11 protein-coding genes are annotated in these 20,101 nt (G+C 55.0%); 8 read left to right on the plus strand and 3 right to left on the minus strand.

Annotation, left to right across the window (positions count from 1 at the left end):
- The 4 genes from VMT71_13060 to VMT71_13075 all read left to right on the plus strand — a co-directional run.
- On the plus strand, window positions 1-679 hold a 679-nt coding region (locus tag VMT71_13060; protein HVN24894.1), incomplete at its 5' end, for a 4Fe-4S dicluster domain-containing protein.
- A gap of 17 nt (window positions 680-696) precedes the next feature.
- Entirely contained in the window at window positions 697-2,802 is a 2,106-nt protein-coding gene (locus VMT71_13065; GenBank protein HVN24895.1) for an aldehyde ferredoxin oxidoreductase, read from the plus strand.
- Window positions 2,803-2,835: 33 nt separating this feature from the next.
- The gene (locus tag VMT71_13070) at window positions 2,836-3,435 is read left to right on the plus strand and encodes a hypothetical protein (GenBank protein HVN24896.1); all 600 of its coding nucleotides are present in this window, start codon (window positions 2,836-2,838) and stop codon (window positions 3,433-3,435) included.
- Between the two features lie 200 nt (window positions 3,436-3,635).
- Window positions 3,636-4,034 (plus strand): cupin domain-containing protein, encoded by a 399-nt coding sequence (locus tag VMT71_13075; protein HVN24897.1) that lies wholly within the window; start codon window positions 3,636-3,638, stop codon window positions 4,032-4,034.
- 224 nt (window positions 4,035-4,258) lie between these two features.
- Here VMT71_13075 and lepB read toward each other — a convergent pair whose 3' ends face one another.
- On the minus strand, window positions 4,259-4,879 hold the full coding sequence (lepB, locus tag VMT71_13080) for a signal peptidase I (GenBank protein ID HVN24898.1): 621 nt from the start codon (window positions 4,877-4,879) through the stop codon (window positions 4,259-4,261).
- 223 nt (window positions 4,880-5,102) lie between these two features.
- Between lepB and VMT71_13085 the strand changes: the two genes are divergently transcribed.
- The 4 genes from VMT71_13085 (at window position 5,103) to VMT71_13100 (ending at window position 11,779) form a co-directional block, all read left to right on the plus strand.
- Entirely contained in the window at window positions 5,103-6,698 is a 1,596-nt protein-coding gene (locus VMT71_13085) for an efflux transporter outer membrane subunit (protein HVN24899.1), read from the plus strand.
- A gap of 179 nt (window positions 6,699-6,877) precedes the next feature.
- On the plus strand, window positions 6,878-7,990 hold the full coding sequence (locus VMT71_13090) for an efflux RND transporter periplasmic adaptor subunit (protein ID HVN24900.1): 1,113 nt from the start codon (window positions 6,878-6,880) through the stop codon (window positions 7,988-7,990).
- Complete coding sequence (locus VMT71_13095) at window positions 7,987-11,148, plus strand: efflux RND transporter permease subunit (protein HVN24901.1); 3,162 nt, start codon at window positions 7,987-7,989, stop codon at window positions 11,146-11,148. Before VMT71_13090 ends, VMT71_13095 begins: the two co-directional genes overlap by 4 nt.
- Window positions 11,149-11,239: 91 nt before the next feature.
- Window positions 11,240-11,779, plus strand: a complete 540-nt coding sequence (locus VMT71_13100; GenBank protein ID HVN24902.1) for a YceI family protein — start codon at window positions 11,240-11,242, stop codon at window positions 11,777-11,779.
- 106 nt (window positions 11,780-11,885) lie between these two features.
- Here the strand turns inward: VMT71_13100 and pbpC are convergent, their stop codons facing one another.
- A complete protein-coding gene (gene pbpC, locus VMT71_13105; GenBank protein ID HVN24903.1) occupies window positions 11,886-14,075 on the minus strand; it encodes a penicillin-binding protein 1C in 2,190 nt (729 codons plus the stop codon).
- A 90-nt stretch (window positions 14,076-14,165) separates the two neighbouring features.
- The gene (locus VMT71_13110) at window positions 14,166-19,985 is read right to left on the minus strand and encodes an MG2 domain-containing protein (protein HVN24904.1); all 5,820 of its coding nucleotides are present in this window, start codon (window positions 19,983-19,985) and stop codon (window positions 14,166-14,168) included.
- Window positions 19,986-20,101: the final 116 nt, after the last annotated feature.

The following is a 20,101-nucleotide window of genomic DNA, read 5'->3' on the forward strand; positions in this document are numbered from 1 at the left end:
CGACAGTGAATTATCCAGACGACAATTCATAAAACTGAGCGGCATCTCGGTCATTGGCATCTCGGCCCTGGGACCGCTGCTGGCAAGAGCAGACACGAAGCCACTCATTATCATGGAAAAGGCAGAAGGTATCGTCATCGCCGATCCGACTGCGTGCGTGGGCTGCCGGCGGTGCGAGTTGGCGTGTACCGAATTCAACGACGGCAAGGCGCAGCCTTCGGTCGCAAGGATCAAGGTCGGCAGGAATCTCAATTTCGGCCCGAAGAGCGTCTACGCCGGACAGCGGGGGCAGGGAAACTGGGGGAACGGATTGGCCGTGCAGGATCTGTGCAAGCAATGTCCGCATCCGGTCCCTTGTGCCAACGCCTGTCCCAACGATGCTATCGTGGTCAAACCTCCTCTTAATGCACGAGTGGTGGACCCCGACAAATGCATTGGCTGCAAGATGTGCCAGAGAGCCTGCCCCTGGGAGATGCTGTCCTTTGATCCGGATACAAACAAAGCGACCAAATGTTTCCTCTGCAACGGGAAACCGAAGTGTGTTGAGGCCTGCCCTGCGTCAGCCCTGCGCTACGCGGCCTGGAGCGATTTTACCGATAAGGTGCCACCTCGTGCTGTGCCAACGGCGGTAATCCCTCCGGCAAAAGCCACGGCCTGCACCGAATGTCACAAGAAGTAGAAACAAGGAGGAATATCATGGCTCGATATGGAGGATGGGCTGTTAAAGTACTGCGGGTCGATTTGTCCACGGGAAAATCACGCACCGAGGATACGGTTGAGAAATATAAAGACGTTCTTGGAGGAACAGGCTTGGGGTATCAGGTTCTATGGGACGAAGTTCCTCCCGGAACCAAGCCTTTAGAGCCTGCCAATAAGATCATATTCGGCACAGGACCATTGGCGGGAACAGGAGCGCCCTGCAACGGCCGCACGGCCATCACCACTATATGGCCGACCTGCTGGCCGAAACCTCTGGTAGCCACGGGCCATATGGGCGGTCAGTTCGCGGGAGAGCTCAAGTATGCAGGCTACGACGCCATCATTATCGAAGGTAAGGCCGATCGCCCCGTATGGCTCTCAATCACCGACGCAAAGGTTGAGGTTAAAGACGCTCGTTCACTTTGGGGGCAGGGAATCAGACGGACCACGGTGGAAATCTCCGAGCAATTGGGACCGGAAGCAGTCGTCGCAGCGATTGGGCAGGCGGGCGAAAATCTGATTCCCATGTCAGTGGTCATGAACTCGGTTTCTCATTCTGCAGGAGGCGTCGGCTCAGTGCTGGGTTCCAAGAACCTGAAGGCCATCGCCATGCGCGGCACGGGAAGCGTCCGCATTGCCGGGAATAAGGAAGAATGGGAGAAACTGGTCAAGCTGCACCTATCACTACTGGGAGCTAATAACCAGCACGTGGTGCCGAATTCCCCTCAGCCATGGGCTGAGTACTTTGACTCATCGACCCGATGGCTGGCGTCCAGGGGTCGCAAATGGGGTGCAGCCAACCCTTCCATCGACACCGGGACCTGCGATCCCCACGATCTCAATCGCATCGCCTACCGGACGAATAATGCGGCCTTTTTCAATGGGGATCTCACCTGGCAGTATACGGTGAGAGGCAATGGGTGTACCAGTTGTCCTATTCGATGCCACACCATGCTCAAAGTGCCTTCTGTTGCCGCGAAGTACGGTATCAACGAGCTGGGGCAGAACACCTGTGTCGGGCTGCTCTTCGGAAAATCGTTCTTCAAGAACTTTCCCGACGGTTTGCGCGGGCAGACGGGCATTGAGGCGTGCATGGTGGGTATGCACCTTGCGGACGATTTGGGCATCTGGTGCAACTACGGCCAGGTGCAGCGTGACTTTCAGAAACTCTACTACAGCGGGATCATGAAGAACAAACTGGGAGAGAGTGAATTCAAGAGCTACTCCTGGGACAAGTATGAGAAAGGGGACCCGGCGTTCCTCTTCGAACTTCTCCCGCGCATCGCAGCGAAGCAGGGCGAGTTGGGAACGGTGCTGGGCCTCGGCACCGGCTACACGCTCGAGAAATGGTCAATCCCCGAGGAGGAATGGAAAAAAGATCACAACCTCATGTACTGGAAGATGGGTCATCCCAAACACCATGCAAACGAGGACGCCGGGCAGTGCGGTGTCATCGTCAACACGCAGTACAATCGTGATGCACAGAACCATTCTCACTGTAACTTTGTGCGCAGTGGTTTGCCGATAGCGGTCCAGAAGCGACTGGCAAAGGAGGTCTGGGGGTCTGAAGATGCGGTCGATGCGATCGGTGATTATACGCGCATGAACACCTATAAGGCCAAAATGGCCAAGTGGGCCCTGCTTCGTAAAGAACTCCACGACTCGCTTTCGCTGTGCAACTGGATGGGTCCGTGGGTGGCCTCGCCTTTGAAAGAGCGCGGGTACAGCGGAGACGATTCTATGGAGTCCAAGCTCTACAGTCTGGCCACCGGAGATAAGAAATCGCGCGAAGAGCTCGATCAGGTGGCTGAACGCATCTTTCTGCTGCACCGCGCTTTGACCATCCGTGATATGGGAACGAAGGAAATGAGAACGAAACACGATACTATTCCGGAATGGGTCTTCCACGATCCTGCCGACAAGCCCGCATTCACCAAAGGCACTATCCGCATGGAGAAGGATGATATTGAGTCTGCCATGCGCATCTACTATGAAGAAATGAAATGGGATAAAGCCACTGGGGCCCCCACGGCTGATGTATACCGGAGGTTGGGTCTATCGAGAGTTGCGGACAATCTTGGCAAGAAGGAGCTTTTACCCTGAACGGGTATGCCTTACCTGATGAGTGCCCAATAGATGAATACCCGATCCATTGATATGGAAGCGGCGCAACGGGAAGATAGGCTTGCAATTGAGCGTGCAGCCGAAATCATTCGTGCAACGAGCCAATCGGGCGCCCTTGCATCAACAGAAAAGATTCGTCAAGCGTTGGTTGATGAGCAGATCATTGTTACAGATGAAAGTGAAACAGAGAGTCGATTCAGGCTCATCATCGAGAGAACCTTCGAAGAGAATGAAGATCTCGTAAGCCTTGAGAACGCGAGGGGTGAGCTGCACTTCATCTCCACACGTTTTATGAGCGAAGCGTACGGAGGTATTCTGATGCGCAAGCAGTCGGGTCCTCTGACATTGATCGCTGAATTAGTGCGAGAAAACTCTGCCCTCTATCCGCGTCCAGTCCCTCTCAACGTCTTTAAAGATTCGCCTTTTGAACTGACCGATGAAGAGATTCAATCATGCTTGAGTAACATGGCCCTCAAAGGTAGTTATGAGGATATCAAAGAGACAAGAAGTTCCCTTGGAACCGTGTTTCTGTACTCTGCATTGCACCTTGAGGCAGACTATGCAACCATGCTTGCTGAATGGATTGATGTAGGGCAAGCTTCAAATCCGTGACTCATAAACTCAGCTGTCTTTTGTATACATGTATGAAGAACGGTGAGCGCGTGCCGTATGCACTTCTGGTTTTGCTATTGACGCATGCTACAAGGACTTCATATTGCAATGCCATATCTTTCTTCCCGGGCAACCGCAGAAAATATGTATAGGGAGAGCTGGTCGATCAAAAAAATACGAATGCTCTAAAGGAGGGCGCCGTGACACGGATTCAAACGAAAGTACTGTTGGGACTCGCCTTGGTGATCGCTACGGCTTCATTGGGTTGGGCGCAAGATAGCGCGGCGCGAAAAGAATTGCGCCGTGTGGATCTCTCCGGAGCTCCCGGCATGGAAGTGGTCCTCTCGGTTAGTGAATACAAGCCCGGAGACGTGCTGGCCACGCATACCCATCATGGAATCGAGGCGGGATACGTCCTGGATGGAGGGATGGTCGAGTCACCGGGAAAGCCTCCTATCGCGATTCCCACTGGCGCACCTATCTTAAATCTTCGTGACGTGCCTCACGGCCTCAAGGTCACGGGAGACAAGACGATCAAGCTCTTTACCGTTCATATCGTCGACAAAGGCAAACCACTATATGATTACGCGGAGAAGTAGCTAACTATAAGCCTTCTTCACATTACGACTAAGCACCACTATCGCCAAGCTCATGGCGGCGTCGTGCGCCTGCGCGATGCTGCCGAGACATACGGCGTAGCGTGACTTTCAATTGGTAATCCTCGGTTCTGGAATATCTCGCTCGCTGATGATTAGCAGGGGAATCGATACCTGTTCTGTATTGCTCTTTAAGTGTGAGTCAGGCTGAGTTTAGGTTTCTAAAGTTACCGTATCAGGTGCGCGATTCTTTCCCACCTTATGCGGTGAAAAAGATCGTCTGATCTCCCGTTCCAGGAAAAGTAAAGAATGAATGCTTTTCCGACAAGCTCGTCCCTCTTCACAAAACCCCAGAATCGGCTGTCGAGGCTGTTATCCCTGTTGTCACCCATGACGAAATAAGAGTCCCCGGGCACGGTAACAGGACCAAAGTTGTCCCTCTCTGATGAATTGCGGGGAATGATATCGTGGTCGGTAAACCAAGCATGTTTGTCTCGTAGCTCTGATCCGTTTACGTACACTACCTTGTCCCTTATTTCAACAGTGTCTCCGCCCCTGGCAATCACCCTCTTGATAAAATCTTTTGTGTGATCCTCAGGGTAGCGGAAAACTATTGTGTCCCCGATGTTCGGGTTGCCCAGGTTGAGGAGCACTCTGTCCGTAAAGGGTACTTTCATCACGTAGCTCAGCCTGTTCACCAGGAGGTAATCCCCCACGAGCAGAGTGGGCTCCATTGAGCCCGACGGGATTGTAAATGCCTCAACGACGAAACTCCTGACAAAGAGGGCGAGAATTACAGCAATAAGAAGCGATTCCAGGTATTCTCTTGTTTTGCTTTTTCCGGACATGTGTTTTCCTTTGCCATTGTTTCTGGCACCTGTAGTCTATCATTTTCAGGGTAAGTTTGCAGCCGGACCCGACGCCGACATCGTAAGAACCAATCTGCTGTTTGCGCCTGTTAGCCTCCGCGCACCATTGACGCTATCTTGACACTGCGTGCCATCGACACTAGATATCTGAGTAGCCTCTCACGGCCTTATCGAAGCAATGTACTCGCGAGAGATTCTGTACATGAGATACCTATTGTACTTTTTATTGCTGTTCGGCCTTTTGTGTTCAGTCGGTTGCACGAAGGTAGGTCCCGATTTCATTCGTCCGAAAACGGAGGTTCTGCCTGCGTGGATAGAGGCGGGAGACCGCCGAATCAAAGGTGGTCCGCTGGAGCAGCACGCTTGGTGGTGTGTCTTTGAAGATCCGGTCCTCGATACTCTTATAGATACAGCGTACCACCAGAACCTCACCCTCAGTGCCGCGGGTGTCAGAGTCCTGGAGGCCCGCGCTCAACTCGGCATCGCAATTGGAGGACTCTATCCCCAGAGCCAGCTCGCCTTTGGTTCCCTTCAGTACAACCGGATCAGTGAGCATTCCCCTCAGGCGGTTGCCACGAGTCAGGCGGTTGGTGTCGGTAATAATCTCACGTATGCGCAGTCTGAAATAGGGTTGTCGGCGAGCTGGGAAATCGACTTCTGGGGAAAGTTCAGGCGGGCGATCGAGTCAGCCGACGCAGCCTTGATGGCGTCTGTTGCAGATTACGATAATGTGCTGGTGACTCTCACTGCAAGTGTCGCAACCTCCTACATCCTGATCAGGACGCTGGAAAAGAGGATCGACATTGCGAGACAGAACGTAGAAACCCAGACCGAGGCTTTAATGCTTGCCGAGGCGCGGTTCCATGGAGGTACGACCTCGCAGAGAGACGTTGAACAGGCAACAGCGCTGCTGAACGATACGCAGGCTACAATTCCCCTCCTTGAAGCTCAACTGCGGCAGGCCAAAGACGCGCTCAGTGTGCTGCTCGGATCCACGCCGGGCGATTTGACGGATGTTTTATCAGGTTCATCCTCAAGCATACCCGCGCCTCCATCTCAGATAGCGATAGGCATACCTGTGGATCTTCTCCGGCGTCGCCCTGATATTCGCAGCGCCGAGTATCAGGCGATGGCGCAGGGTGCCCAGATTGGCGTTGCGAAAGCACAACTCTACCCCGCGTTCTCGCTCAGCGGGACTTTCGGGTTACTCTCGAGCAATCTTGGAGGATCTTCGCTGGCTGATATGTTCCAGTGGAGGAGCCGTACCTATTCGGCGGGTCCCAGTGCGCAATGGAATCTCTTCAATTATGGCGTGCTCACGAACAACGTGAGAGTCCAGGACGCGCGATTTCAGCAGCTGCTCATAGCTTACCAGAACGCCGTGCTTACTGCTCAGCAGGAAGTGGAGGATAACCTGGCTGGTTTCCTGAAAGCGGAAGATCGCGCAGCCTTCCTGGCCAGAAGCGCTGAAGCCGCGAGGCGATCATTCGACCTGGCCGTTATCCAGTATCGGGAGGGTGTTACCGACTTCACGACGGTGCTCACCGCACAACAGGCGCTTTTGAATGAGCAGGATAACCTGGCAGTTACCCTCGGTAGTGTTGCTCAGAATCTCGTAGGGGTGTACAAGGCGCTCGGCGGAGGCTGGGAAATCCGTGAGGGCATGGATCTGGTGCCGCCGGAAATCAGGCAGGCCATGGCGAAGCGCACCAATTGGGGACATCTGCTCAGCCCCGCGGCCTATATGCCGGCGCCGGATGAAGAGTCCCGCGCATTGATGAGAAGCCCGGACTGGTAGAGGAGGACAAAATCCAAATTCCAATGTCTAAATTCCAAACAAGTTCAAAATTCCAATATTCAAACATTGGACAGCCACCTCGGCCGTTTTTGATACTTCGGCTGGTTGGATATTGTTTGGAGTTTCGGGTACCCGCTTGCGGGTGTTGGAATTTGGATTTCAGGCGAGGGATATGTCTTTTGCTCATTCTATTGGCCCTCGCCTCAATTGCTTGCCGTCAGAAACAGCCGCCTCCACCGCCTCCGCCGGCAGTCACGGTTGCGCAGCCTGTCCGGCGAGCGGTGACCGACTTTCTCGAATTAACAGGAAACACCCAGGCCCTTATGACCGTGCAGTTGGTGGCGCGAGTTGCGGGATACCTTGACAAGGTTCTCTTCAAGGATGGGCAGCTGGTCAAAAGGGATGATCTACTTTTTGTCATACAGCAGAACACGTACGAGGAGAATCTGCGGCAGGCTGAGGCTGCAATTCTTTTGCAGAAAGCACAACTTGAGTACGCCGAGACAGAATTAATCCGGTACTCCAATCTGCTGAAACAAAAAGCGGCTGCCCAGACAGACGTAGATAACTGGCGCTACCAGAGAGATTCAGGGAGAGCCAATCTCCTGGCTGCTGAAACGAGGCGAAACCTGGCGCGGCTTGACCTTGCCTACACCGAGGTGAGAGCGCCTTTTGATGGGCGTATCGACAGGAGGCTGGTAGACCCGGGAAACTACGTCGGGTCGGGCCAGGCTACTGTCCTTGCTCTGATCAACCGTATCGATCCCATATACGTCTATTTCACCATAAGCGATCTGGATCTGGCCCGCCTGATGAAAGAAGCCGAATGGGTCCCCGGAAAGGCTTACAATAAGGCATGGCCTGTATTCATAGGCTTGCCCGCTGAACAAGCTTATCCGCACGAGGGTCAGCTCGATTTCGCGTCCATCAGCCTTACCCCCACGACCGGTACCTTACTGATGCGCGGCATCTTTTCCAACTCGGAGGGAAAGATTCTCCCCGGTCTTTATGCCCGTGTGCGTGTCCCTGTCAAGGAAAAAGTCGCTCTGCTTGCGCTTCAGGAGGCTATCGGCTACGACCAGCGGGGCCCATACCTGCTGACAGTTAATGAGTCGAACGTGGTAGAACGGGTCAGCGTCAGACTCGGCGCTCAGATAAATAATCTGCGCGTCGTAGAAGAAGGCCTTACGGGGAAAGAATGGGTAGTCATTAACGGTCTTCAACGTGCCATACCCGGTCGGCAGGTGACTCCGCAAAAGCAGGATCTATTGCCAAAGGCGGATTCGTCATGATCTCGAAATTCTTTATCGAGAGGCCGATCCTCGCCAATGTCCTGGCGGTCATAACTATCATCATCGGGCTTGTGAGTTATTACGAACTCCCGGTCGAACAGTACCCTCCGATAACGCCGCCGACCATTCAGGTGAGCGCCAGATATCCCGGCGCAAGCGCGTCCGTCGTCGCAGAGACCATAGGAGTGCCCATTGAACAGGCTGTCAACGGCGTTGAGCACTCCATCTATATGTCTTCCACAAGTTCGAGCGATGGCTCGTACACACTGACCGTCACCTTTGACGTGGGGACAGACCTTGACAAATCTCTTGCTCTCGTCCAGAACTATGTGAACACCTCGTTGGCTTTACTCCCGGGCCCCGTGGGCCAGCAGGGCGTTACGGTGAAGAAGGTTTCCACCAATATCCTGCTGGTGGCGAGTCTATACTCTGATGACAACAGGTATGATCTTGCTTTCCTTTCGAACTATGGCGCCATCAACATCCAGAACCCGCTGGCGCGGCTGCCGGGCGTCGGCCAGGTAAGAATTTTCGGGGCCGGTCCTTACAGCATGCGGGTCTGGCTGGATCCGAGGAGACTCCAGGATTTCAACCTCACCACGCAGGACGTGCTGAACGCGATTGCGGACCAGAATATTCAGGTTGTGTCAGGACAATTGGGCGCACCGCCAGTACCTGCCGGTCAGGCCTTCCAATTTACTATCAACAGTCTCGGGCGTCTTTCGGATGTCAACCAGTTTGAGAACATTATTGTCAAGAGCGTGCCAGGCGCGGCTGCTCAGATCGTTCGCGTTCGCGATATTGCCCGCGTTGATCTGGGGCAGCAATACTACTCGAACTTTGCGAATCTCGGCGGACTCAACTCAGCCCAGGTCGTGGTCTTCGCTCTTCCCGACGCAAACGCGATTGCCGTCGCCAACCAGGTCTACAAAGCTCTCGCGGAGATGAGCAAGGATTTTCCCGACGGCCTGAAATATTTCATCCGGTTCGACACAACCAAATTTGTCCGGCAGGCAGTATCCAAAGTATATGAGACGCTCATCATAGCAGGCATTCTCGTGCTTGTTGTGATCATGGCTTTCCTACAGAGTTTCCGTGCCTTGCTCGTTCCTGCTACCACAGTGCCTGTAACGATCATCGGCGCATTCGCGGCGATGATTGCCCTCGGATTCACCATTAATCTCATGACACTTTTCGCCTTGGTGCTCGCCATCGGCATCGTGGTGGACGATGCGATCGTCATTGTGGAGAACAGTGCGTACTATATCGAAAAGGGGTTACCGCCGAAGGAGGCTGCTATCAAGGCCATGGCCGAGCTGATCGGCCCGGTCATGGGCATCACGATGGCGCTGGTCGCGGTCTTTCTGCCTGCGGCTTTTTTGCCCGGTATTACTGGCCAGATTTTCCGCCAGTTCGCCCTGGTGATTGCGGCGACCTCGGTGATCAGCGCTATGAACGCTGTTACCCTCAAGCCGACCCAGTGCGCGCTATGGCTTAAACCCATGCCGGAGAAGCGGCCGAACTGGTTCTATCGCGGCTTCAACAGAGCCTATGAAGGCCTGAAGAGGCCGTACATGGGGGCTGTGCGATGGATGGTGCAGCGGCCCGGACCGATGGTGCTGCTCTTCTTCGTTGTCATCACCCTGACCGTATGGCAGTTTGTGCACCGGCCCACGGGTTTCCTTCCCTCCGAGGACCAGGGCTATGCCGTGCTGTTTGCGCGCCTGCCGGACGGAGCAGCTCAGCCGCGGGCACTGGATGTCTCCAACAAGATTGATGCTATTCTCAGAAAGACACGTGGCGTTGCCGGCTGGGTAACGATCGGCGGCTACTCTTTCCTGGATACTGCCAATGTGTCCACGGTTTCGAGTACGTTCGTGGTTTATGACGATTGGGACAAGCGCGGCTCCGGACTGAGTCAGGATAAGATCGTCGCAGGGCTCAATCGCGATCTTTCCTCGATCCAGGAAGCCCAGGTATTTGTGGTGATCCCGCCGCCTATCAGGGGGTTGGGGCAGACGGGCGGTTTTCAGATGATGGTGGAGGACAAGAAGGAGTTGGGTCTGGAGGCGCTCCAGCGAGCCGCGTACCAGCTCATTGATGCCAGCCGTTCGGCATCTGACCTGCAGGGCATCACCAGCACGTTCAATGTCAGCAGCCCCCAGGTCTACCTCGACATAGACAGGATAAAGGCGCAGTCTTTTCAGGTCCCGGTCAATAATGTATTTGAGACCCTGCGCGGCTATCTGGGTTCTTCCTTCGTCAATCTGTTCAACAAGTATAACCAAGTGTATCAGGTTTACATTCAGGCGAATGATGCGAACCGGCTGAGACCCGAGGATATCAAGAACCTTTATACCCGTAACGCTCAGAACGATATGGTGCCGCTCGGCAGCCTTCTCGAAGTCAGGCATTCGCTTGGCTCGGAGCTGATCACGCGCTATAATCTTTATCCTGCAGCAGCCATTTTCGGTGCGGCTGCGCCAGGGTTCAGTTCCGGGCAGGCTCTGAACCGAATGGAGCAGTTGGCAGCTGATAGCTTACCGCGCGGAATCGGGTACGAGTGGACAGCTACCAGTTATCAAGAAAGGGCGGTGGGATACAAAGCGTACTTTATCCACGCCATGTCGGTCATCCTGGTTTTTATGGTGCTGGCAGCGCTCTATGAGAGTTGGATCTCTCCTGCGGCAGTCGTGCTCGTGGTTCCCATGGCCCTTGTCGGCGTCTTTCTGGGGCTCTTAATACGCGGTTTTGACAACAACCTTTACACGGAGGTCGGCCTGGTTCTGATGATCGCGCTCGCAAGTAAGAACGCCATCCTCATCGTTGAGTTCGCGCGCGACTTGCAGCGCGAAGGCATGTCTGTGACCGAGGCAGCCATCGAGGCTACGAGCCGTCGTTTTCGTCCCATCATGATGACTTCACTTGCCTTCATCCTGGGAGTTTCCCCGCTGCTGATCGCGGGCGGTGCGGGCGCTGCAAGCCAGCAGGCAATCGGCACCGTGGTTTTCGGCGGTATGATCTCATCGACGCTCCTCGCTGTCCCCTTTGTTCCGGTCTTTTATGTTGCAACGCAATGGGTGAGTGGACTGCGGGGGAGACGACGAAAAAAAGACAGACCGCTACGCCCGGAAGACCGTCACGCAGGGCGTGACTAGGAAGACCGTCGCACGTGTGCGACTGGGAAGATGGAAGACACTCAACTCAACTGCTCGACGACTCAACTACTAAACTATAATGGAGGTTATCATGGCTAAATACGTGCTTGACCCGGAACACACTTCAGCTCTGTTCACGGTGCGTCATATGATGGTGACCTGGGTAAGCGGTCATTTCACCAAAGTATCGGGGACACTTTATTTCGATCCGCTGAAGGTAACTGAATCCTCGGTGGAGGCTGAAATAGACGTTGCCAGCATTTGCACGGGCGTGGAGAAGCGCGACAACGACCTTCGGAGCCCCAACTATTTTGACGCACAGAAATATCCGAAGATCACGTTCAAGAGCACCCGCGTGGAATGCGCTGGTCTTGAGCATTGCCTGGTTCACGGGGATCTGACTGTCCACGGTGTGACGCGGCCGGTGACCTTGGATGTGCGCTATGCCGGGCCCTCCCATTTTCAGGATGATGACAAGATGTACACTACCTTCGGCTTCCAGGGCACAACCAGAGTGAACCGTCAGGATTTTGGGATGATGACCAACCTGGAGTTGGAGCACGGCGGATTTATGGTGGGCAAGCATGCGTATCTGACGCTCAATACGGAAGCAGACCTCGTGGAGGAATGAACGGCGCGGTTGTCCTTCCCCGGCTCGATCTGGTCCAGCAGAAGATGAGGATGAATATTCTGCCAAATGCACTGAAGTACGGTAAGAGCCTGTAGTTGCCTCTTGATCAGTCCCTGACAGTGAAGGTGATCGAGTCGAGGGTTGTATCATCGGTGCTGACGAGAGAGAGGCGGTGAGGGCCGCGGATCGGCGTCCACGGCTGCATTGCGCCGCTGCCTACCAGCTCGCCGTCCAGGACCCACCTCGCATCTCTTGGAGAACCTGAAGCCTGAAAAAATATCTTCTGGTGGGGGACCGGTATGTCAGGGTCGAGCGAGATCAGCGTCCCGGAAGGAGGATAGGTTATCGTAGCGCGAGGCCACACCTTGAGAGGCTGCAACATGGCCGGTTCTGTGCCTTTGATAAACCACTCTCGTGCGCGCTCCGGTTGGTTATCCGAAACTCTCGCCTCGACAACAGCGACAGGTGGCGACGGGCTGTGGGAGGGGCGTGCCTTGTGGAGATATTGCATGACGCCGAGCCATATGGGCGCTGCACCGGAGATCCCGCTCACATTCCACATGGCCTGGCCGGAGAAGTTACCGACCCACACACCAACTGTGTAATCGCTTGACCATCCGATACACCAGTTGTCTCTCATGTCTTTGCTCGTACCGGTTTTCGAGGCTGTCCAGAAGTTTGTTGAAAGGGGGTTCTCAAGGCCAAACGTGCTGCTTCGGGCCTCGCGGTCGGAGAGCATGTCGCTCACGATGAAGACGGCCTCTCTCGAAAAGGCGCGCCGTCGCGCGCTTCCGTTGTTATGCAACCGGAGCGTTGCCTCGTTCCACCATCCGTCGTTGGCGAAGACTCTATATGCATTTGTCAGCTCCCAGAGGCTTACGTCAAGCGTTCCCAAAGCCAGAGAATGCCCGTAGTACTCTCCATCCTGAAGGGGTCCGAAGCCAAGGTCCCCCAGTTTCTGCACGAAAGATTCCGCACCTGCCAGGAGCAGAAGTCTGACCGCTGGCACATTGAGAGAAGATGCAAGCGCTATGCGCGCAGGTACAAGCCCGCGATATCTGTTGTCGTAATTCTCCGGTCTGTAGATACCCCTTTCGGTAGGGAGATCGAGGGGCCCGTCTTCCAGCAATGTGGCAGCGGTTATGAGACGTTTATCGATTGCCAGCGCATAGAGAAAAGGCTTGAGGGTGGAGCCTGCCTGCCGTTTTGCTCTGATACCGTCAACATGGCTCGCCGGCGGGTTCAGACCGCCGTTCGCGACGTATGCCAGCACCTCACCCGTTTTGTTTGCAAGGACCAGCACTGCCGCATCCTTTACGTTCTGTCCCTGAAGATCCGACAAATACTGTTTCAGCAGGCCCTGGGCGAATGTCTGCAAATTACTGTCCAGTGTCGATGCGACCTCTCTCATACCGGGCCTGAGGAGATAAAGAGCAACGTGAGGCGCAATTGCAATCTTCGGCCTCACATAATAGGGTGCGGCAAGAGCAGCATGTGCCAGACGCTCTATCTCACCAGAAGGCACATCCGATTGGAGGGACAGGGCCAGGAGCTTTGCGCGTTTTGCCACGCGTTCCACAGGCGCGTTGGGAGAACGGATCAGGGCTGCGAGAACAAACGATTCCCTTTCGTTGAGCCCGCTCGGCTCCTTTCGGAAGAGGCCCCGTGACGCCGCAGCAATTCCCTGTGACTCACCCCTGAAGGTCACCAGGTTCAGATATGCTTCCAGGATCTCCTGCTTTGACCATGTTCGTTCCAGTTCACATGCCGCACGCACCTGCTTCCATTTCTGTGTTGCTGAGCGGCGCCCTGACCGGGGCCGCACGCCCTTGTCGAGGATAGCGGCGAGCTGCATGGTGACAGTGCTGGCGCCGCTTTTCTCACTTCCTGAAAAGTTGCGGACAAAGGCGCGGCAGAACGCCTTCGGATCAACTCCTGCGTGCGCATAGAATCTCTTATCCTCAGAGTGAACCACCGCTTGTATGAGAGCCGGAGAAATCTCATTCAGCGGCGACCAGTCCAGTTTCCGGCTGTCGAAATCCGTCCTTAGCTCATGAATGGCGACTCCATGTCGATCAAGAAGCACTGCATCCGATTTTTCATAAGCGAGCCGGACCTTATCAAAAGGCGGTATATTGGGAACAGGCTGTCTGAAGGCAAAAAATAGGACCGCGCAGGCAGACAGAATCGCGCAAATACCAAGAATAAAACAAACCCTCAGAAACCAGTTAAAAAACCGCCGAGCCGGAACACTGTTCGTTTCGCTCACCGGCGCTCCTGTTCTGACCCGTGCCACGTTCCGCCTCACTCGATGCTCATTGCGAACGCAATTCCTTGATCTTCTTTTTCTTGTTCACCCATGACCCGTGCCCCATGACCCTACTGCTCACTGCTCGCTTCTTACTGCGATCGGTTGATTCGGTATTTCACCGAACATCTCCGGTGAATAGAGAGCTTCTACCCGTGTCGGTGGAAGTTGGAATACGCCGTCATTATTAAGACGCATCGTATACTCGAGGCTCCATTTTCCTTTGGGCACGTATTCATAATAGGAGCGCAACGCCTCAAAAGAACGCTCCTGAAATACGGGCCAGGCCCATCCTTGTGTTTTTTCGCCGCGCGTGAGCAGGGAGGAATCGCGCGCAAGACCGCTGCCAAGGAGTGTCGAGCCCGCCGGTACAGGATCATTGACTACCACCCAGGTCATGTCTGATTGAGCCTCGATATCGAGCCTCACGCGCACCACATCACCCCGACTCCAAACCCCGGGCTGTTTTTGCTCAGCAACAGGGCTGTATGTCTTTGTTATTTTGTAGCCGCTTGAGGCACGTTCTTTCAGCGGAATCGCCGCAAGGCTTTGCACGGTGAGCCACGGTTTGCCGTCGCCCAGGTGCTCTACAGAAAGCGTGTTTCTCCCTCGCGGCCACTTGAGCAAGGTGCTTCCACCCGAAGGAGTCGTTTTCCAATCGATTATCTCCTTCTCCCGTTGCAGGATTTCCTCAGTCTTGCCGGTTACGGGCACTGCCTCAAATGTCTGGCGGAACTTCTCCAGGGAAAGTATTCCCCAGGCATTGGCAATGGTGGTATTCCAAATGCCTTTGTGTTGCCTGCCGAGGGCTCCTCGCACGAGCCTCGGTACATCATCCTTCCAGGCTGGAAGCGAACATGCGGCAAGGAGCGTCTTCACCGCGTTGAGGTCTGTGGTTATCATGAGCCACCAGAGGTCATCACCTTTTTCGGTAGAGAATCCCATAGTAGTGCCCTGAAAATTGAGCCTCGAACGGAGGACCTGCTCAACCTCCTTGAGCCTGCGTTCCCGCTCGGGGATCGAGCCACTCCGGACGAGAATGTTGAGCCAGTCAATCACCCCGGAAGTGGGCCACAGGGTGGGATCGATACTGAACGAGCTGAGCTGTTCCGGCCGCACCGCTCCGTATCTCGAGAGCGCCTCCAGTGCAGCTATCTTACGAATCGTCAGGTCCGTAGTGGGCAATGAAGAATTCCGGATGAGTCTGCCTTCTACAAACGAATCGAGGCTTTGCTGCATGCGTTCACGGGGACGATCAGGAATAGGCCATCGGGCTTCGTGCGCAACGGCAAGGACGTAGGAGGTGAGCACATCACTGCCGAGCTGCATCGAAGGAAAATACTTGAGAAGCCCGTCGTGATCCTGGTACGAGGGAAGATCGAGCATGATCTCTTTCCACATACCTTCGTCTCTCAGCGCGACCGCCTTTGACACCTTCTGCTCCAGGCAGCCGTACGGGTACTGGCGCATGTAGTCAATCACTGCTGAGATCTCAGAAAGTTTTGGACGGAGTGTTACGCGCACGCCTCCGGTGCCTGGTAGTGCATCTTTAGGCTGTTCGACGCTCATCTCAGTTTTTCCGTCGACCTGGAGAATCGTTCCTTGCACGGTTCTTACAGGAACAGCCGGGACGACTTTCTGCCTAACTGTCAGCGCATCACTTGCAGTCCCGTCGGTAGTTCGTGCGGTCACCGTCCATTTCTGCGTGTCTACACCATTGGACACTTTGATTTCCCATCCTTCGGTACGGGCCTCGCCTGCCTTTAAATCCATCTTCACACTCTTGAGTCGCTTTGCCCCTTTTCCATCGTCGATCTGCGCAGTGAGATCGATCTCCATGTCGCGAGCCGCTGTGTTCCTGACCGTGAATGCGCCGCTGAATCTATCGCCCTGTCGTACCACCGGTGCGAGACCGGAAAGCAGCATCAGATTCTGAGAACTTCGAATGCTCGCCTGTCCCGAGCCGAAAAGGCCGATTCCACAAGAAGCGACAGCGACTATTCTGAAACTCGTCAAGGAGTCAGGGAGTTTAAACTCAACTGATGTTTCTCCTTTCTCATCAAGAAAAAGACGGCCTTTCCAGAAGACGAGGGTGTCAAAGAGCTCTCTCGTGACCTGCCTGCCGCCCCCGCCCCCCCGCGGCAGAGCTTTCAACCCGTAATGCCTTTTCCCAACCACGTGCATCTGGTTGGTCGAAGTCTTCACTTCGTAAGGCCTGCGCTTCATCATCTCTTCAAGAAGCTGCCAGCTCCCGTTGGGCATGAGTTCAAGAAGACCTTCGTCGACGACAGCCACGGCTACCTCTCCTCCTCGGGGCAGAGCTTTGCCGTCTGCTTTCCTCACTGCGATTGAGGCGAGAACTTTGTCCCTGATCCTGTATTGATCGTGTTCAGTCTGGACTTTCACCTTCAGTTCGTGGGCCTGCCACCCGACTCTAATCTCCGCGATGCCCAGCTTGTAGGCAGGCTTTCCAAGGTCGACGAGGGCTGTGGGCTTGACCCCCTGTACCCGTCCCCTGACGCACAAGGCGGAGATGAATACATTAGGGGCATAGTTGCCTTTCACCGGCAGCTCAATTACAGGGCTTGAGCCGGAGAGGTGCTTGACGAACGTATCCAGGATGCCCTCTCTTTCAACGGTCACAAGCACGGTCGCCTGCCTGAAAGGCATACGCACCTGGAGTTTGACGTTTTCTCCGGGTTCGTACCGCTTTTTTTCGGGCAGAAGGTCGATGCGGTCGGTATCCTTGACGTCAAACCACCATTCTCCTTTGTCGGCAACCCAGACCTCACGATGCACCACGGAGGCTCGTCCTGCAGTATCCTCCGCGCTGGCCTGTAAAATGACGCTTCCCGATACGGGCGAGGAAGCCTCGCACGTCAAAAGGCCGAGTGCATCTGTTTTTCCTTCGCAAAAGGAAGGGATGAGCCGCTTGATCTCTGTGACATGATCATACGAATAAAAGCCACCCACGAGTCTTTTTCTGTGTGTGTACACATTTCTCTGGAACAGATCGACTCTGACGGCCGTTCCCGGCACCGGTTTTCCGGCCAGATCGAGAACCAGAGCCTTGAACCTCAGCTTCTCCCTGGAAAGGGCCCATGAGTCGGGCTCAAGCCCTACGAGCAATGCGGAGGGCCAGAGAGGTATGTTCCGAGAGACCGTCTGAATCGCTCCATTAGGGTCGCGAAATTCCAACTCTGCCATCATCTCCTTCGGGGCTGCAATGCGCGGCTCTGCTTTGAGTGTCGCATGCGCGCTCCCATCGGGACCCAACGTGAGTTCTACTGTCTGCAGTTTCTCATCTTTGCGCTTTGCAGGCTCTGTCTCCGCTTCTGTTTCGATTTCTTCTTCATCAAATGTTTCCTCGTTTTCCTGTTCCCTTGTTATGCCTTCGCGCACGGCTCCATTGGTCCATTGAAAGCCTTCGTAGTCTTCGAAACTCGTAGCCTTCGGTTGGAGCTGCCCGCGAAGCTTCACGGGCAAACCTCCCGCGCCTCCGCCTGAGAGGTACTGCACGAAGAGATCGAGTTGCACGTCCGTAGCTGCAATCAGCGGCTCTTTAGGGCCCGAGATGAAGGCCTTTGTAAGGGGTACCCTGAATTCTTCCACCCGGATAGCGCCTGATTCCCAACGGTTCATGTCGGAGTATGCGCGCTTCCGGGTCCCACTCTTCTTGATAAGAGCGACAGAATAGGTGCCCAGTTTTGCATCCCGCGGGATCAGCCATTCTGTTTCTGCAACCTGCTGCTCAGCATCCCACGTGAGAGGAAGCTCGTATGACTGTTCGCTGCCCATGTGCTGCATCTCCACAGCGTCCGGCAGTTCATCCTTGCTGACCGGGGAAAAGCCTGCAGAGACAGCCCTTCTGATGAGGTGCTTCATGTGTACGGTCTCCCCGGCGCGCAGGAGCGTCCTGTCAAAGATCGTATGGGCGGTGACCGGTCCTCCGTAGCGCCCCTCGCGAAGATTGAACCGATATGGCTCGATACCTTCGTTCCACCCGGAATGGACAAAGGTCATGTCATCCTTGGTCCGAACAAAGACAAAGAGACCGCCCGACAGCACGTACAGCGGGCCAGGCTCAGAGTACTCCGGTTCCCGTGAGTCCCTTCTCTTCCACTGGCAGAAAGGAAGCTTGCCCTCTGCAGGCAGGGGAGTGTCTACGTGTGCCATGCCATGTGCGTCCGTAGTTCCTTGCCAGATGCTGTTGCCGTTGCAGTCCCGTATCGTAACTGACGCCCCCTCCGCGGGTTGGGCAGAATCGAGCGATGTGACCCAGACGAGCGACGATTCGCGACCCCACTTGAAATGAGCTGACATATTGGTAACGAGGGCGGAGGTCTGAACGTACATAGGTTTGGACTTCCCGAGAAGCGATGCCCCGAGAATGTCGCTCTCCAGTTCCACAATGTAGAAGCCGGGTTTGCCCAGGGGTATGCCGAGTACTTCAAATGCCTTCTGCCCCTTAGGCTTGGGCATACTGAAAGCTCGTGCTTTCACTTCTCCTTTCAGCAGGCTGCCCGAACGCTCCGCAAGCGCAACCCTTCTCATCCACGCCATAATTTCTTCGTCTGATTCCGGCCGGCGGAGCGCTCCTTTCAAGTTGCCCGCGGCTTCTCCACCCTTTTTTGAAAGCTCTCCTCGCGTCGCGTCGCTCGCACGCCCGGAATTCTCCTGGGATTGATCCAGTGGCTTGTCCGTAAGACTCTTCTCATCGAGGAGGCCGAGTTGTTTTCCGTGGAGCAGAGGCTCGATATTCCTCAGCGTCACCGGGAGCACAGCATCTTTCTTCTCGATGATCCCGAAGCGACTCGCAAATTTTGCCAGCGGAGGATAGGGGCCTGTCCGAACCTGAAGCGGGAAGCGTGCCCCGTTCTCGAGAGACCTGCCTGCATCATCGACAACCCCTCTGGGCATTTCGAGGGTAAACGTGGTCTCTTCCGGAAAAGGCCCTGCGAAGGAGAGGTACGTGAGAGAATCTCCCTGGTCTTTGTTCTCTTCGGCCCGGTATATCTTCTCGCCGCTCTTTAAGACTACTCGTGCTGCCAGATCGCCAGAAACAGGGGCTGAGAATGCAACCGACATGGGCAGCATCGGTATACAGCCTGATTTGGCGTGTTCTCTTGTGCACTTGAAGCTTGCCGTGAACGGGCCTCTCGACTTGAACGACAAAACGCGACTCTGATCCGCAGCCACGCCGCTTTTCGACGCGATTCCCTTCCCCCAGATGAGACTGATCTTCCTCTTAGCGGGAAAGACTCGTGTAGACTGGAGCAACACGTGTGGCCTCTCGTCAAGCGGTCTCCTGAATGTCTTCAGGATCGCTTCTCTTTCGCTACCCTCGATTATGCGCACGCGAGCCGGCTCGACAATACCTTCCACCACAAAAGAGGCGTGGCGCAGAATGGAGTCCGTGGTCGCCTCAGCATCCAACGTGAGCACGAAGGTCTGGTCTTCAGCGATATACTCAGAGCCTTCGCGTGGACGTACGGATATGATTGAAGGGCCTCCGGTCGAAAATGAGAATGTGCGGGGCCCGGCAATACTCTTCCCGTTGAGCGTGACTGTGTTTTTTTTGAGCGTGAACTGGCAGACGATGCCTGCCGGCAGGTCACGATCGAAATCGTAAATCCAGTTCTTCCCGTCGGCCCATCGACCGCCGCCTTTTTCAGGGCAGCTCACGTCGAATGGCTCCACCTGCGTCACGGCACCGAAAGGTACTATCTGCTCCGAGAATCTCGCCTGCACCTGCCGGACGCCCTTCACTTCACCTTGGGGCGTGAAGAGGATAATCCGTGCAGCCTCGTCTGTGTTGGTGGTATCCTGGCATACAGCAGGACCTGTGCCGCACAGAGCGGCCAGGACCAAGAGGGTAACTATTGCAACCGTCTTCATGCGATCACTCCTCTCGTTAACATCTCTCGATGGACTCGGGTATGCGTGAAAGCGGACTCACTTACTTTGCAGATTATAGCACGAGGATGCTGGTACAGAAGGGAGAATGGAAGAGG

It is taken from the genome of Syntrophorhabdales bacterium (assembly GCA_035541455.1).
In the GTDB taxonomy this organism is placed as follows: Bacteria; Desulfobacterota; Syntrophorhabdia; order Syntrophorhabdales; family WCHB1-27; genus JADGQN01.